Raw genomic sequence first — 14,991 nt, 5'->3', positions numbered from 1 at the left:
TGCACGCCTTCCGTTGACACTCTTCGCGTCCCGGAGTGAGCTTTGGCCACGGTGAGGTGCACGACGGCCGAGGGAGGCCCACGGACATGGACGCTGGACACATCACACCCGGACTGTTCGGCTTTCTGCGCGAGCTGAAGAACAACAACGACCGGACCTGGTTCGAGGCGCATCGGTCCTCCTACGAGGAGGACGTGCGCGAACCGCTGCGAGCCTTCATCCGCGACTTCGACCCGAAGCTCGAGTCCGTCAGCCCTCACATGGTGGCCGATGACCGGAAGTCAGGGGGATCTCTCTTCCGCATCCATCGGGACACCCGCTTCTCGAAGGACAAGAGCCCGTACAAGACGTGGGCTGCCATCCAGTTCCGTCACGAGGCGGGCAAGAACGTCCACGCGCCCGGGTTCTATCTGCACCTGGAGCCGGGCAACGTCTTCGTGGGTGCGGGCTGCTGGCACCCCGACAGGGAGGCGCTCGATCAGATCCGCGACGCAATCGTGGACGACCCGGAGGCGTGGTTCGAGTCGCGCGACGCGGTGCTCGCGGCCGGATTTCAGATCACCGGCGATGCACTGAAGCGACCTCCCCGGGGCTATCCGGCAGAGCATCCTGCGATCGACGACCTGAAGCGAAAGGACTTCATCGCGATCCGGAGCCTCACGGAGGCGGAGGTGCTCGATCCGGGCTTCGTCTCCGTCTATGCGGAGCTGTGCGGTCAGGCCGCGCCCCTGATGCGCTTCCTGACGACCGCACTCGGCCTCCGCTTCTAGGTTCGTCTGCCGGAACGGAGGGATCGATCGGCTCGGCAGTCGGCTGCACCGCCCGACTGGACATGGGCCCCCCGCAGGCCGAAGTTGAAGATGCAACCGTTCGCGGTCCGGATCGTCCGAGGGACCGGCCCGCGTACTGATCACGAAACAGAGAACGAGGCACAGCATGCAGCGAAGAGCTCGATGGGCTCTCGTGGCCGTGTGCGCGTCCGCGACTGCCCTCGCGGCAGCCGGGTGCCAGCGGGACGAGTCGCCCGACACGCAGGCGTACGCCGCTTCCGAGGCGTCCGACGCCGCCGGCGATGCGCAGACGACGGCTGCCACGTGGCCGGTGGTCACCGTCTACGCGTCGCCTACATGAGGCTGTTGCGAAAAGTGGGTGGGTCACCTGCTTGACAATGGATTCGAGGTTCGGACGGAAGACGTCAGCGACATGACGCCCGTCAAGGCGAGATTCGGGGTTCAGCCGGAGCTTCAGGGCTGCCACACGGCGCTGGTCGATGGCTACGTGATCGAGGGGCACGTGCCGGCCGCGGACATCGCTCAGCTGCTCGAAGAGCGTCCCGATGTGAAGGGTTTGACCGTCCCCGGCATGCCGAGGGGATCGCCCGGCATGGAAGGTCCGGTGAGCGAGCCGTACGACGTGCTCGCGTTCGACTCAGAGGGCCGCACGGAGGTGTTCAACAGCTACCGTCCGTGATCGGCGATCACCGGGCCATGGCGGAAGCGGGGGACGCATGCGCATGCGTCCCCCGCGCTGCATCCGGACCCGGGCTCTTCACGGTTTCCGTTCCGAGGGCCACGGCTCTCCCGGCCGGCAGGCTGCGGGCGGACCCTACGGCACCGAACCTGCGATCCCTCTGTCTGAACTCTTCCACGGCCAGCGACAGTTGCGCCGGGGCGAAGGCGGGCCACGGCACGTCCGTGAACACCAGCTCCGCATAGGCGCTTTCCCACAGCATGAAGTCGCTGAGGCGTCGTTCCCCTCCGGTTCGGATCAGGAGGTCCAGGGCGGGGACGCTCGTGGCGGCATGGACGGCCCGATCCAGGGCCCACTGGAACTCACGCCGGGACTTCGGTCCGGCCAGGGCCGCGGCCACGAGGGCGTCCCTCCCCGAGTAGTCGATCGCCAGCCGCAGGAGGAGGCGCGTCCCCGCGGCTGTCCTGCCTTCTGCCGCCGACATCTCTCGAACCACCGTGGGGGGCAACCGATCGCGACGCCCGATCACCTCCACTCGAACCCCGTTCTCGCGGCACCGCTCCGTCTCCGACCTCAGGTACACGCGCAGAAGCCGCATCAGGGAACGGATCTCGGCGGGAGGACGCTTCCAGTTGTCGGCCGAGAAGGCATACAGCGTAAGCACACCGATGCCGAAGCGAGGCGCCTCTTCCACGATCTTCCGGGCGGCCCGAGCTCCCGCCACGTGGCCTCGGGACCGGCTCCGACCCCGGGACTCGGCCCACCGACCATTTCCATCCATGATGATGCCGACGTGCAGCCCTTCCGGCGGTATCGGATGTAAAGCACTCTGCATTGCAAAGTCTCCTGGTGCTCAAAAAGGCGGCCGAAGCCACCGTTGCCTTCAATCTCCGCCGATCCGGCGGAGACCGCTATCCGTCCTCGCGGGTCACCTGAATCAGCGCCTCCATGTGGGCGAGGTACTCCATCAGGCGCTCTCTACCGAGCGCCGTCAGCGCGTACTCCGTGCGTGGCAGCCGGCCGGCGAAGGACTTGTGGCACTCGATGTAGCCGGCGTCCTCCAGCTTGCGGGCATGAGCGCTGAGGTTCCCGTCCGTGATGTCCAGAATCGTCCGCACCTCGGTGAATGCGAGCCGGTCGCTGACGGCCAGGGCGCTCACGATGCCCAGCCTCACCCTCTCGTGAATCAGGGAGTCCAGCGCCAGAGGTGCCTCGGAGATCGTCCTGCGCGCGGCGGTCTCGATCCGCCCCGCTTCGTCCGGGGTGTCCAACAGCTCCTCCGTGTCGACCTTCCGGGCAGCCGCCCGGTCTCTATCAGCCACCGTACCTCCAGGCTATGAGGGCTCCGAACGCCAGGTGCAGACCGCCGAAACCCGCTCCCATCAGGAGGTTGCCTCCTTGCGGGAAAGCCAGGGCGATCGCGCCGAGCAGCATGAAGCCCAGCCCCATGGCCGGCACGACCCGCACGGAGAACGCGCCTCCCGTCACGATTCCGGTGCCGTACAGCAGGAGCCACGTGCCGGGTAGAAGAGAGAAGTGATCTCCCGCGATCATCGTCACGGTGAGGGCCGCTCCGGCCGCGACCGCCGGCATGAAGTTCAGCACGAACTTCCGTCCGGGTCCCGAAAACGCCGATTCCTTGCGCCGCCTCGCCTTCCTGGCGATCGCGAAGCCGCCGATCACCGCCGAGATCCCTGCGGCCACGGACCAGACCAGGAGCCAGCGATCCGCGGAAGCCACGCGGCTCGCCCACACCGACGCGACGAGCCCGACCACTCCCATCCCGATGATGCCCGTTCCGGAGACGGCGGTGAAGGTGCCCGACGCCTCCATCATCCGACGAATGAAGGTGAGGTTTTCGTTCGCCCGGTCGCTGAGCGCGATCGGCGGATCCTCCGAATCCTCCAGGCGCAGTCGTCTCTCCATGACCGCAGGTATACACCGCCGTGCGAGCGATGTCAAGTACTTTGCATAACAAAGTACAGGCGCATACAGCGATCCCGGCTGGCCGGTGAGCGCCCCTCAGTCCTGCCGGTCGGGAGTCGGCACGGTGGAGGGACGGACCAGGAACCCGTCCGCGTCCAGGCCGACGTCGGCCTCGGGGAAGTCGGTGCGGGACAGTTCGTCGATCAGACGTGCCGCACCGCGAGCGGGATCCGGGCGCGGGGACCCGAGGCCCTCCTGGCGAGCGCTCACCACCCGGGCCGCCAGGGTGCGTCCGTCCCGGTCGACCTCGATCGTCAGCACGGGTGCCAGGCCATTCGGCCCCCTGAGGTTAAATCGTTTCCACGTCCAGAAATTGCCGAGGCTGTAAGCGATCAGGCGATCCTCGTAGAGCTCGATCGCCCGCGGGACGTGGGGGCCGTGTCCGAGCACCACATCCGCCCCCGCATCGACGGCCGCGTGCGCGAACTCGTAGGGATTGCCGCGCTGCTCCCCGTAGAACTCCTCATCCTCCCGGGTGACGTGGATCCGATCCGCCCCCTCCGCGCCTCCGTGAAACGAAACGAGGACCAGATCGTGCGAACGGTCGAGGGCTTTCACGATTTCCCGGAGTCCCTCGAGGTCGTGAATGCTGACCGTGCCCTTGTTGGGAGAAAAGGCCGCCAGACCGACGCGGGTGCCGTCGGCCAGTTCCAGGGTGCCGGTGACCGGACCCGGGGGCGCCAGGCCGGCGAAGACGATCCCATGGGCAGCGAGCGCGGCCATGGTCGCGTCGCGTCCGGGCTCGAGGAAGTCTCCGCTGTGGTTGTTCGCCAGCGAAACGAGATTGAATCCGAGATCGGCCAGAATGCCCGCATACCACTCCGGACTGCGAAAGGCATAGCAGGCGTCCATGTTCCGGCAGCGCTTGGACTCCCCTCCCGCGTCGAACAGGGCGCCCTCGACGTTCCCGAACACCACGTCTCCGGAGCGAAGCACGCGCGTCAGTTCGGGCCCGATCAGCGTCTCGACGTCCACCCCGGGGACGATCCTCGGATCCAGGTACGTGGAGTCGGGAAAGGCCGTGCCCATCATGATGTCTCCCACGGCCACGATGCGAACGGAGGCGGAACGTTCCCCCGGGCCGGCCGTCGGATCCCAGCCGAGAAGGCCGGCTGCCGGGCTCTGCGCGGGTATCGCGCCCGGGGTGCAGAGAAGGGCGAGCAGTGCGACTTCGATGCGCCATCTCCGGGTCGCGCACGGCCCTCGTCTTCGCCTTACACCGGGGGTCATCTCCCACCTTTCGTTCGGGTGGGGCGAGTATGCTTCCACGACCACCGGACGGCAAGCCGGAACGCCCACCACGCCGGGGGGGATCCGGAAGGGCTTGCCCCTTGCCGGTCGCCGTCCGACAATGGGGCGTCCGAATGCGGTAGAACGACCAGGAGGCCCGTTGAGACCACACCTTCTTTCGCGTGTTTCCGTAACGGCGGTGCTCACCGTCGCCTGGCTCGCATCGGGCTGTTCGACGTCTCCTCCGAGCACGGACCTCGTCGTCCCGCCGATCACGAGCGCGGCGGCGGCCGGGCCACTATCCGGCAAGTTCGTGTGGCACGACCTGCTGACGGATGACTTCCGAAAAGCATCCGAGTTCTACGGCGGACTCTTCGGATGGACGTTCTCGGAGCCGACCGGCTCGCCCGGCGGCTACTGGGACGTCCGTCTGGAGGGCGAGGCCATCGCCGGCCTGTTCCAGGTCGATCCCGACCGGCTGGACTCGCCTCTGTGGCTGATGTCCGTGTCGGTGCCCGACGCGGACCGCTTCGCCGACCGTGCGATGACGCTGGGGGGCGCTCTCGTCACCGGTCCGGCCGACCTTCCCGACCGGGGCCGGTACGCGGTCATCGAGGATCCGCAGGGCGCCTTCCTGGTGCTCCTGGATTCTTCGACCGGCGATCCGCCGGACGGAGTGACCATCGATGCGGGCCAGTGGCTGTGGACGGAGCTGTGGACGACCGATGCGATCGCGGCGGTCGAGTTCTACTCCGATCTCATCGGGTATCGGTCCGAAGACCTGGCCGGACGACTGGCGAATTCGGAGAGCGATCCGGACGAGGGCGCGACGGCCGACGCACCCCCGGTGTTTCTCGGCCTGTATACCGGGGACAGGATTCGCGCCGGCGTCAACCAGATGTCGGCCGACGCACCGCCCGTCTGGCTTCCCTACGTAGCCGTTCGGGATCCCGACGCCGTCGTCGAGCGAGCCGTCGAGCTGGGAGCGGTCGTGCTGCTTCCGCCCGACGCGGTGAGGAACGGGGAGGCGGCGATCCTGATCGATCCGACGGGAGCGCCGTTCGGCGTTCAGCAGTGGCCACGGCCGGAGGGAGGTGAGCGATGAGCACGATCGCGCGTCGGACGCTGCTGGTGCTCGTGGTCGTGCTCGGATTGGCCGGGACCGGTTGCTCGGGGGCCGGCTACAACACGGGGGTCTACGTGGGCGTGAGCGGACCGGGTCCGTATTGGGGCGGCCCCTACGGACGCCCCGGGTACGGCCCATACCCGGGAGGGTACTGGGGACCGGGTCGCGTGAGCGGCGGGGTGGTGATCACCGGAAGGCCGTGAGGAGCTCCGCGGTCAGAGCGCCCGGAGCGTGTTCGCCACCACGAAGGTGACGACGAAGGCGATCGCGAGCGGCATCAGGGCCCCGAGCGTCGTCCACTTCCGGCTGCGCGTCTCCTTCCACATGGTCAGGATCGTCGTCGCGCACGGGTTGTGGAGCAGCGAGAAGAGCATCAGGCAGATCGCCGTCACGATCGTCCACCCGTGCTCGTCCACCAGCAGCGTCTTCAGCGTGTCGTAGGAAGCCGGCTCCGTCATCATCCCGAGCCCGGCGTACACCATCAGCATGGTCGGAACGACGATCTCGTTGGCCGGAATCGCGATCACGTAGGCCAGCAGGATGACGCCGTCCAGCCCGATCGCCTTGCCGAGCGGGTCCATCCAGTCCGCCGCCCGCTGCGCGAGGCTCGCATCTCCGGCGTACACGTTGCCCAGGATCCAGATCACGGCTCCCGCCGGGGCCGCCACCACGATCGCCCGCCACAGCACGAACAGGGTCCGGTCGATCAATGACGTGTACAGGACCCGAAGCACGCCCGGTCGCCGGTACGGGGGCAGCTCGAGCGTGAACGCGGTGGGCTGTCCCTTGAGCACCGTCTTCGACAGGGCCCACGACACGATCAGGGTGAACAGGATCCCGATCAGCACGACCCCCACGACGGTGCCCGCCGCTACGAACGAGGCCAGAGCCGGGGATACCGACGCGGCCACGAACACGGTGGCCAGCATGATGAGCGTCGGGAAGCGTCCGTTGCAGGGCACGAAGTTGTTGGTGAGGATCGCGATCAGGCGCTCGCGCGGAGAGTCGATGATTCGGGTCGAGATGATGCCCGCCGCGTTGCAGCCGAATCCCATGGCCATGGTGAGGGACTGCTTGCCGTGGGCGCCCGCCCGGCGGAACAGCCAGTCGAGGTTGAAGGCCACGCGAGGAAGATAGCCGAGGTCCTCCAGCAGGGTGAACAGGGGGAAGAAGATGGCCATCGGGGGAAGCATCACGCTCACCACCCACGCGAGCGACCGGAAGACGCCGTTCCACACGAAGCCGGTGATCCAGTCCGGCGACCCGAGACTCTCGAACAGGGCCGATCCCCAGCTCTCGACCGAGAACAGCAGCTTGGCCAGCATCTGGGACGGCACGTTGGCACCGACGACCGTGATCCAGAACACCAGAGCCAGAAGGCCGAGCATGATCGGGAGGCCGAACACCGGAGAGGTCACGATCCGGTCGATCTTCCAGTCGAAATCTCGAGTTCCACCGGAGTCGCGGCTGCGGACCGCCCGTTCCGTGGCTTTCTCGGCCCGCGCGAAGAGGGCCTGAACCGCTGCATCCCGGAAATCGCGCGCCAGGGTCGGGCGCAACGCGTCGGCCCGGGTCACGAGCGCGCGGGCTTCGGCCTCCCGGCCGTCCTCGTGCTCCACGGCGAGCTCGCCCCTCGCCAGCGCCTCCCGGACCCGGTGGTCGCCGTCCAGCAGACGGTAGGCGATCCAGCGGGGCCTCTCCGCATCCGGGGCCGCCGCCGCGGCGAGCGGACTGAGCTCGTCCAGTGCACCGGCCAGCTGCCGGGGAGGCTCGGCGAGCTTCGGCTCGGGCCGAATCTCTCCCTCCGCGACTCGCCAGACCGTTTCCACGAGCTCCCGCATTCCCCGCCCGGAACGCGCCGACGTGAGGACCACGGGCACTCCGAGATCCTCGGACAGCGTCTCGGCGTCGATGCGGATCCCCTTTCGCTCCGCTTCGTCGATCAGGTTCACGCAGACGACGACGCGGCGGGTCACCTCCATGACCTGGAGGACCATGTTGAGGTTCCGCTCGAGTGCCGTCGCGTCGGTGACCACCACCGTGCAATCGGGACGGGCGAAGAGGAGAAAGTCCCGGGCGACCTCCTCGTCCTGCGAGGCCGCCATGAGAGAGTACGTGCCGGGAAGGTCCACGAGCTTGAACCGGGTCTCCCGGAACTCGAAGCCGCCCTCGGCCCGCGTGACCGTCTTGCCGGGCCAGTTGCCGGTGTGCTGCTTCAAGCCCGTCAGGGCGTTGAAAAGGGTGGACTTGCCCGTGTTCGGGTTCCCGGCGAGCGCCACGACCCGGTCGTACCTCCCCATGGAGATCCCCATCCGGGTCAGCTGCTCGTAGGCCGGACAGGTTTCGCACGCGCTCACGACGCCTCCCGCTCACGGGAAGGCTCGTCGCGCGGCGCGGCCGGGCGAACTCGAACGAAGATGCCCTCGGCCTGCTCGTCGCGGAGGGCCACCAGGGTCTCCCGGATGCGGAATGCCCGCGGCCGTCCGAACAGCGGCTCCAATTCGGGCCGGATCGTCGCGCCCGGAGTGACCCCGAGGTCCAGGAGACGCCGTCGGGTGAGCCCTCGTATGCGGTCGTCGATCGCCACCACCTCCGCCACCCGGTCCCGGGGCACGGAGGCCAGAGAGATGACATCGCCCGGTTGCGGGACGATGTCCGGTACCGGGCCGACGTGAACGTTGGCCGCGGCCACGGCTGGCAGAGCGACCTTCCGTCCGTCGATCTGCACGCGAACGAAACCGGCTCGCCGCTCCTCGACCCTGAGGATGGTTCCGCGAGCCAGCCCGGCCGACACGAGCGTCTCGAAGACTCCGGGAGGCTCGTCCTCGAGGTGTGTCACCTCCGCTTCGTCCCCTACCGGATAGTCCGTCAGGGGGACTCCGGGGAGGGGAGCGATCCCACCCTCCGTGGTCGGGATCGGGTCGCCGTGCGGGTCGGTCCGCGGGTGGCCCAGTCGGGCGTCCAGGCGATCGGCCTGGTCGATGGTGAGTCGGTGCTCGGCCCGGTCCGCCGCGAGGTGGATCTCGGTCAGCGGGAGGTCGGTCTCGTCATCCAGGTACCGCTCCCAGAGACGGTGAGCGCGAACCACCTGGAGGGCGTACTCCCGCCCCTCCCCCGTGAGGGTGAGAGCGCCGGCGCGGCTCTCGACGAGCCCCTCGCGCTGCATCTCGCCGAGGAGCTCCGAGGTCGCCCCCTGGCCGAGACCCAGCGCGCCGGCCACGGATTGCGGGGTCGCCGTGACGCCGGTCTGCCGTGAGCCCAACACGTGCTTGAGGGTGTCTTCGACCCGTACGCGATGACGGACCGCCCTCCACCGCCTCAAGCGCGCCGCACCACCGAGGCGCGGCAGCCACCAGGCGATCGCGGCGATGGCCAGGACCCCGATCCACCACAGTTCCGACATCTATGCGTCTCCGAAGAACGTTCGACGTTTTTAGTCTACACTAAAATTCGCTGATCGTTCTCGGAGATGCAATGGGCTCTGCTCCATCCTCGGGAGAGCGGACGCTTCTCCCCACGGCGGTCGCGATCGTGCCCAGGCGGACCATCAGTTCGTGGAAGGCGGCTGGCGTGAGGCTCTGCCGCCCGTCGCTCAGCGCGCTCGCTGGATCCGGATGAACCTCGATGATCAGCCCATCCGCTCCGGCAGCCACCGCGGCGGCGGCGAGAGCGGGGACCCATTCGCGTCGACCCGCGGCGTGGCTGGGATCGACCACGACCGGCAGGTGCGTTCTCTCCTTCAGAATCGGCACGGCGCCCAGGTCCAGGGTGTTGCGCGACGAGGTCTCGAAGGTGCGGATTCCCCTCTCGCAGAGCACGACGCGAGGATTACCGGCGGCGACCACGTACTCGGCCGCGAGCAACGTCTCATCGACGGTGGACATCATGCCGCGCTTCAGGAGCACCGGCCGCGGTTGGTCCCCGATGGCGGACAGGAGGCGGTAGTTGTGCATGTTGCGGGCCCCCACCTGCAGCATGTCCGCATAGCCCGCCACCAGGTCTACGTCCTCGGGTGCCACGACCTCGGTCACCACCCGGAGCCCCGTCTCCTGTCTCGCCTCGGCGAGAAGCTCGAGGCCGCGCCGGCCGAGCCCCTGGAAGCTGTAGGGGGATGATCGAGGCTTGAAGGCTCCTCCGCGGAGCAGCAGGGCCCCGGCCCGCCGGACGGATTCCGCCGCGGTGAGGATCTGATCACGGCTCTCGACCGAGCACGGCCCGGCCATGACGACGAGCTCGCGTCCTCCGATCACGACCTCTTCGACCTTGACCCGGGTCGCCTCGGGCTTGTGGGTCCGCGACACGAGGGGATAGCCGGGGGCCTCGGGCCGCAACTCGACCACTCCGGGCATGGCCCGGAGGGTGTCCGCCACCGCCTCGGCTCCTTCCCCGATGACGCTCACGAAAGCCCCCTCGGAGGTCTCGCTGACCTGGACCCGAAATCCCTCCTGCTCGAGGAAGCGGACGATCTCGGCCTTGGTGCTGAGAGACGCGTCGCGGTCGATTACGGCAATCACGGGCCTGCCTCCTCGCCCCGAAGCTCGCGAAGGAAGGCAGCGGGGTCCCTGCCGTTCTCGATCGCCTCGATCAGGGCGCTTCCGACGATGATTCCATCCGCGTGGCGGGAAAGAGAACGGACATCGCGGGACGTGCGAACGCCGAAGCCCGCCAGCACGGGGAGCGGGCTCGCCGCCCGGACCCGGTCGAGATACTCGCCGGCGCGTGAATGGTCCGCCGCTCCCCCGGTCGTTCCCCTCAGGGTGACGGCGTACACGAATCCGCGGCTTGCCGCGCACACTCGCTCCAGCCGCTCCGCCGGCGTCGCCGGGGTGACGAGCTGGACGAGGGCCACGCCCCTCGGGTCGCAGGCCTGTCGGAGCTCATCCGATTCCTCGAGCGGCAGATCGGGCACGATGAGCCCCGCGACCCCGGTCGAGGCCGCGTCGGCGGCGAGTCGATCGAAGCCGTAGGCCAGGATGGGATTCAGGTAGCTCATCAGGAGGATGGGCGCTTCTCCGCTCGCCCGGCCCACGGTATCGAGGATCCATCGGAGCGTCGCTCCGCGCTCGAGGGCGGTACGGCTCGAGCGCTGAATGGTGAGGCCATCGGCCATCGGGTCACTGAACGGGACGCCCACCTCCACCAGATCGGCTTCCGCACGGGTGGCCTGGAGGATGTCGGGAAAGGAGCTCAGGTCCGGATATCCTCCCGTGACGAACGCGGCGACGGCCGGACGGCCGGCCTCCGTGGCCCGCCGGATCGACGTTTCGATCGGGTGTCTGCGGTCTTCCGCCGCTGCGGGAGTCAGGGACGTCGCCTCGGAAGGACTCATGACGCCCTCCCATCCTCCGCCCGGAGACCGCGGGTCCACTCGTCGAGGATCCCGAGGTCCTTGTCCCCTCGTCCCGACAGGCCGATCAGCACCGACGCACCGGGTCTGCGCCTCGCCACTCGGCGGGCCCCGGCGAGGGCGTGGGCCGATTCCAGCGCCGCCAGGATTCCCTCGGTACCGGCGCACTGCTCCAGCGCCTCCACGGCCTCGGCGTCCGGCACGTTCTCGTACACGACCCGACCCAACGACGCCAGGAACGAGTGCTCGGGGCCGATCCCTGGGTAGTCGAGTCCGGCCGACACCGAATGCGTGTCGCGCACCTGACCGTGCGGGTCCTGGAGCAGAAGGGACCGGCTACCGTGCAGCACTCCGGTGCTTCCGCGGCATGCGGTTGCCGCGTGCTGGCCCGGTTCCGGGCCCGTGCCCCCTGCCTCCACCCCGAGCAGCTCCACCTCCGGGTCTGCCAGGAAGGCGTGAAACAGCCCGATCGCATTCGATCCGCCCCCCACGCAAGCCACCACGGCGTCCGGAAGTCGCCCCGCCTGCTTCAGCATGCCGGACCGGGCCTCGTGGCCGATGACGGCCTGGAGCTGGCGGACGAGCCACGGATACGGGTGCGGTCCCACGACCGAGCCGATGAGATAGTAGGTGCCCTCCGGATCGGAGACCCAGTCGCGAAGCGCTTCATCGATCGCGGCGCGGAGGGTCCGGTCGCCGCTTCGAACGCGGACGACCTCGGCGCCCAGCAGGTGCATGCGCTGAACGTTGGGGCGCTGCCGCTCGGCATCCACCTCACCCATGTACACGGTGCAGGGGAGACCCAGCCTGGCACACGCGGCGGCCGTGGCCACCCCGTGCTGCCCGGCGCCCGTCTCGGCGATCACTCTGCGCGCGCCCATCCGTCGGGCCAGGAGGGCCTGCCCGAGGGCGTTGTTGATCTTGTGAGCTCCGGTGTGCGCGAGGTCCTCCCGCTTCAGCCATACCTCGGCGCCCCACGCGTCTCCGAGGCGCGTGGCCCGGGTCAGCGGTGTCGGCCGACCGACCCAGTCGCGGAGCTCCGACGAGAACGCTTCCTCGAACTCGGGATCGGCGAGGGCTGCCCGCGCCGCCGACTCGAGCGCCTCGAGGGCAGGCATGAGGGTCTCGGGAACGAAGCGACCCCCGTACTCTCCGAAACGTCCTCTCGTGTCCGGCAGGCGCCCCTCGACGAGGTCCGCCAGCGTTGCGCTCGCTCCGGGTCTTCCGCTGACCGTCTCATGCATCGAGTGCGTCTCCTCCTGGATGTGTGCGCGTCCCGCTTCGCCCCGCCGCCGCTCGCGCCGCCTCGACGAAGGCGTGGATACGCACGGCGTCCTTCTGTCCACGTGACCGCTCGACTCCGCTCGATACATCCACGCCGAAGGGCCGAACCGCCGACATGGCCGCGGCCACGTTTCCGGGGTCGAGTCCTCCCGCGAGCACGAGTCGAACCGAGCGCGAGATCCGTTCGGCTCGCGCCCAGCTCGGCCGGGCCCCGCTCCCTCCCTTGCCGGCCGCCTCCAGCAGAACCGGTTCCCCGGGGGCGAGAAGGCTCGCAGCAGCGATCTCCGTCTCGAGATCCGGCCCATCGTGCAGGACCGGAAGGAGTCGAGCTCCCATGGAAACCGCCGCCCGAGCCGCCTCTTCGGTCGGCTCGCACTGGACCCGGTCGGCCGGGAAGACGGAGAGCACCTTCACGATCTCGTCCGCTGCAGGCCGCCAGAACACGGCGACCCGTTCCAGTCCGGGTGGGAGCCCGCTCGCCAGCCGCACCGCTTCCTCGGGAGAAACCCGGCGCGGCGAATCGGCGAACACGAAGCCCGCGGCGTCCGCTCCCGCTTCGGCCACGGCCTGCACGGCGGCCGACGTGCTCAGGCCGCAGATCTTCACCCACACCCCACGGTCCGCGGTCGCACCCTCCCGGCCAGCGGCCAGCAGCCGCCGAAGCCGCTGCCCGGGGTCTCCCGCCCGCATCAGCGACGTGCCGATGAGGGCCGCGTCGTATCCCAGGCGAGCGAGGTGCCGCAGTTGCTCCGGCTCGCTCAAGCCGCTCTCGGCCACCCTCGGGACTCCGGATGGGAAACGGTCGACCAGCGCATCGAAACGCTCCGTTTCGACTTCCAGGGTGGCGAGATCACGGCAGTTCAGACCGACGAGCGCCTGGACTCCCTTCCTGCGGCACATCTCGGCTACCGGACCCGCCCTCTGCAGATCCGCCTCGTCAAACGCCTCCAGCAGCACGAAGAGCCCGCACTCCGCGACTGCCTCCACGCAGGCTTCCAGCATGGCCGTGTCCAGCATCCGCAGGATCAGGAGCACGCCGCCGGCCCCTGCAGCGCGCGCCTCGTAGACCTGGTACGGGTCGGTCACGAAGTCCTTGCGGAGCACCGGGACGGGGGCCGCGGCGGCCGCGATCTCGAGGTCTCGCAGCGAGCCATCGAACTCCGTCGGTTCGGTGAGAACGGAGATGGCGGCCGCTCCCGCCCCGGAGTACATGGTCACCCGGTCCTGGAGCCCGTCGTGCGGGGCCGCGAGCGGACCTCCCGCCGAAGGCGCGCGGCGCTTGACCTCGGCGATCACGTCGAAACCGGAGGAGAGCGCGAGACCGGGCGGAGCTGGAGCCGAAAGCGCCCGGGCACGGATCTCGGCCAGCGGCTCCCGGCCGGCGGCCTCCGCGGATCTCCTGGCGGAAGCCTCGGCCATCCGGGACAGGAAGCCGGCCAGGCGCGGTCCCTCGGCTCCTTCCGGGGTGCCGAAAGTGCGCAGCCGGTCCAGGAGCGTCGCCGCCGCGCCTTCGTCGATGGCCATCGCGGCCGTCTGCAGTCCCTCCTCGAGAGAGCCCGCCCGCCCGGCCACTTCGAGTGCCAGGGCCGCGCCCAGGCACAGGGCATCGCGGTGCGGCCCCGGGGTCCCGGTGAGCGCCCGGCGAAGCGCCTCCGCGTTCTCCCGGGCATCGCCGCCCGCCAGCTCCTCCGGCCGGCAGCGCGGCACGCCCGCGTCGGCCGGGTCCCGGATCTCGAGGGATACCCGGCCCGGCCCTACATCCCAAAGCGAAAAGGGCCCGCACGGCGTCGCCTCGTCCCACCCGGGCTCCCCGTGAACCACGAACGCCCTCTCGATCGGCAGGCCGGAGAGAGTCTCCGCCATCAGCCCCGCCACGTCGGGGTTGAACGCTCCCACGACCATGAACGGCGGCTCGGCGGGGTTGGTGAGCGGGCCGAGCACGTTGAACACGGTGCGGACGCCGAGCGCCTTTCGCACCGGCACCAGCGCCTTCATGGCCGGGTGGTAGTGCGGGGCGAACAGGAAGGTGAACCCGGTACGGTCCAGACACGCCCCGGCCGCGGTCTCGTCCAGCGGGAGGGCGAGGCCGAGCGCCTCCAGCACGTCCGCGCTTCCGCAGCGGCTCGACACGGAGCGATTGCCATGCTTGACGACGGGTTGTCCGGCGGCGGCGGCGAGGAGCGCGGCCCCGGTCGAGAGATTGAGGCTGCCGCTTCCGTCTCCTCCGGTTCCCACGATGTCCACGGCATTCACGCCGTCCGGGATCTCCGGCCGACGGGCGAGGCCTCGCATGGCGCGCGCGAAGCCGCGGATCTCGTCGGGGGTCTCCCTCTTGAGTCGGAGAGCCGCGAGAAAGGCGCCGGCGACGGCACCCGTCAGCCGCTCCTCGGCCAGCGCCGTCATCAGCTCCGACGCCTCGGCCTCCGTGAGGTGACCCCCGTTTAGGAGCCGCTCGAGGATGTCCTTCACGCCCCGGCTCCCATCGCATCCAGGTCCAGGAAGTTGCGCAGCAGCCGATCGCCCTCGGGAGTCAGAATGCTCTCCGGGT

At 69.2% G+C, this 14,991-nt stretch carries 15 protein-coding genes; 5 read left to right on the top strand and 10 right to left on the bottom strand.

Going from position 1 to position 14,991, the window contains the following annotated elements; translation table 11 throughout:
• Nucleotides 1–86 precede the first annotated feature (86 nt).
• The 3 genes from AC36XV_RS06075 (at nt 87) to AC36XV_RS06065 (ending at nt 1,470) form a co-directional block, all read left to right on the top strand.
• A complete protein-coding gene (locus AC36XV_RS06075; RefSeq protein WP_492202789.1) occupies nt 87–770 on the top strand; it encodes a DUF2461 domain-containing protein in 684 nt (227 codons plus the stop codon).
• A 166-nt stretch (nt 771–936) separates the two neighbouring features.
• Nucleotides 937–1,131, top strand: a complete 195-nt coding sequence (locus AC36XV_RS06070) for a hypothetical protein (protein WP_492202788.1) — start codon at nt 937–939, stop codon at nt 1,129–1,131.
• An 18-nt stretch (nt 1,132–1,149) separates the two neighbouring features.
• Nucleotides 1,150–1,470: a DUF411 domain-containing protein gene (locus AC36XV_RS06065; protein WP_492202787.1), complete on the top strand. Its 321-nt coding sequence runs from the start codon at nt 1,150–1,152 to the stop codon at nt 1,468–1,470.
• Nucleotides 1,471–1,477: 7 nt separating this feature from the next.
• Here AC36XV_RS06065 and uppS read toward each other — a convergent pair whose 3' ends face one another.
• The 4 genes from uppS to AC36XV_RS06045 all read right to left on the bottom strand — a co-directional run bounded on the left by uppS (nt 1,478) and on the right by AC36XV_RS06045 (nt 4,686).
• Nucleotides 1,478–2,305 (bottom strand): polyprenyl diphosphate synthase, encoded by an 828-nt coding sequence (gene uppS / locus AC36XV_RS06060; RefSeq protein ID WP_492202786.1) that lies wholly within the window; start codon nt 2,303–2,305, stop codon nt 1,478–1,480.
• 76 nt (nt 2,306–2,381) lie between these two features.
• Nucleotides 2,382–2,792 carry a winged helix-turn-helix domain-containing protein gene (locus tag AC36XV_RS06055; RefSeq protein WP_492202785.1) on the bottom strand — a complete coding sequence of 137 codons (411 nt, stop codon included), beginning with the start codon at nt 2,790–2,792 and terminating at the stop codon, nt 2,382–2,384.
• Complete coding sequence (locus AC36XV_RS06050) at nt 2,785–3,396, bottom strand: hypothetical protein (RefSeq protein WP_492202784.1); 612 nt, start codon at nt 3,394–3,396, stop codon at nt 2,785–2,787. The genes AC36XV_RS06055 and AC36XV_RS06050 overlap by 8 nt, the downstream gene beginning before the upstream one ends.
• 96 nt (nt 3,397–3,492) lie before the next feature.
• A complete protein-coding gene (locus AC36XV_RS06045) occupies nt 3,493–4,686 on the bottom strand; it encodes a CapA family protein (protein ID WP_492202783.1) in 1,194 nt (397 codons plus the stop codon).
• A gap of 160 nt (nt 4,687–4,846) precedes the next feature.
• Between AC36XV_RS06045 and AC36XV_RS06040 the strand changes: the two genes are divergently transcribed.
• Together AC36XV_RS06040 and AC36XV_RS06035 are read left to right on the top strand one after the other, a co-directional pair.
• A complete protein-coding gene (locus AC36XV_RS06040) occupies nt 4,847–5,791 on the top strand; it encodes a VOC family protein (protein WP_492202782.1) in 945 nt (314 codons plus the stop codon).
• Complete coding sequence (locus AC36XV_RS06035; protein WP_492202781.1) at nt 5,788–6,015, top strand: hypothetical protein; 228 nt, start codon at nt 5,788–5,790, stop codon at nt 6,013–6,015. Before AC36XV_RS06040 ends, AC36XV_RS06035 begins: the two co-directional genes overlap by 4 nt.
• A 12-nt stretch (nt 6,016–6,027) precedes the next feature.
• Here AC36XV_RS06035 and feoB read toward each other — a convergent pair whose 3' ends face one another.
• From feoB to trpD, 6 genes are read right to left on the bottom strand one after another with little or no spacing between them, the layout of a single operon-like run.
• Nucleotides 6,028–8,124 (bottom strand): ferrous iron transport protein B, encoded by a 2,097-nt coding sequence (gene feoB, locus AC36XV_RS06030; protein ID WP_492202790.1) that lies wholly within the window; start codon nt 8,122–8,124, stop codon nt 6,028–6,030.
• 41 nt (nt 8,125–8,165) lie between these two features.
• Nucleotides 8,166–9,215, bottom strand: a complete 1,050-nt coding sequence (locus AC36XV_RS06025; RefSeq protein ID WP_492202780.1) for a metal-dependent transcriptional regulator — start codon at nt 9,213–9,215, stop codon at nt 8,166–8,168.
• A gap of 40 nt (nt 9,216–9,255) precedes the next feature.
• Nucleotides 9,256–10,326, bottom strand: coding sequence for a 3-deoxy-7-phosphoheptulonate synthase (gene aroF, locus AC36XV_RS06020; RefSeq protein WP_492202779.1), 1,071 nt, complete (start codon nt 10,324–10,326; stop codon nt 9,256–9,258).
• Nucleotides 10,323–11,141 (bottom strand): tryptophan synthase subunit alpha, encoded by an 819-nt coding sequence (gene trpA, locus AC36XV_RS06015; RefSeq protein ID WP_492202778.1) that lies wholly within the window; start codon nt 11,139–11,141, stop codon nt 10,323–10,325. Before trpA ends, aroF begins: the two co-directional genes overlap by 4 nt.
• Nucleotides 11,138–12,403, bottom strand: coding sequence for a tryptophan synthase subunit beta (gene trpB / locus AC36XV_RS06010; protein WP_492202777.1), 1,266 nt, complete (start codon nt 12,401–12,403; stop codon nt 11,138–11,140). Before trpB ends, trpA begins: the two co-directional genes overlap by 4 nt.
• Nucleotides 12,396–14,912, bottom strand: a complete 2,517-nt coding sequence (gene trpD / locus AC36XV_RS06005; RefSeq protein ID WP_492202776.1) for an anthranilate phosphoribosyltransferase — start codon at nt 14,910–14,912, stop codon at nt 12,396–12,398. The genes trpB and trpD overlap by 8 nt, the downstream gene beginning before the upstream one ends.
• Nucleotides 14,913–14,991: the final 79 nt, after the last annotated feature.

This window comes from Candidatus Benthicola sp. (genome assembly GCF_058719085.1).
Note: the sequence above shows the minus strand (reverse complement) of the source record. Positions and strands in the feature narration are given on the sequence as shown.

Excerpts from the sequence above, each read along its gene's own strand:
- AC36XV_RS06070 (WP_492202788.1), top strand. The coding sequence starts at position 937 with ATGCAGCGAAGAGCTCGATGGGCTCTCGTGGCCGTGTGCGCGTCCGCG.
- trpB (WP_492202777.1), bottom strand. The coding sequence starts at position 12,403 with ATGCATGAGACGGTCAGCGGAAGACCCGGAGCGAGCGCAACGCTGGCG.
- AC36XV_RS06045 (WP_492202783.1), bottom strand. The coding sequence starts at position 4,686 with ATGACCCCCGGTGTAAGGCGAAGACGAGGGCCGTGCGCGACCCGGAGA.
- trpA (WP_492202778.1), bottom strand. The coding sequence starts at position 11,141 with ATGAGTCCTTCCGAGGCGACGTCCCTGACTCCCGCAGCGGCGGAAGAC.
- feoB (WP_492202790.1), bottom strand. The coding sequence starts at position 8,124 with ATGGGGATCTCCATGGGGAGGTACGACCGGGTCGTGGCGCTCGCCGGG.
- uppS (WP_492202786.1), bottom strand. The coding sequence starts at position 2,305 with ATGCAGAGTGCTTTACATCCGATACCGCCGGAAGGGCTGCACGTCGGC.
- AC36XV_RS06025 (WP_492202780.1), bottom strand. The coding sequence starts at position 9,215 with ATGTCGGAACTGTGGTGGATCGGGGTCCTGGCCATCGCCGCGATCGCC.
- AC36XV_RS06075 (WP_492202789.1), top strand. The coding sequence starts at position 87 with ATGGACGCTGGACACATCACACCCGGACTGTTCGGCTTTCTGCGCGAG.
- AC36XV_RS06050 (WP_492202784.1), bottom strand. The coding sequence starts at position 3,396 with ATGGAGAGACGACTGCGCCTGGAGGATTCGGAGGATCCGCCGATCGCG.
- AC36XV_RS06035 (WP_492202781.1), top strand. The coding sequence starts at position 5,788 with ATGAGCACGATCGCGCGTCGGACGCTGCTGGTGCTCGTGGTCGTGCTC.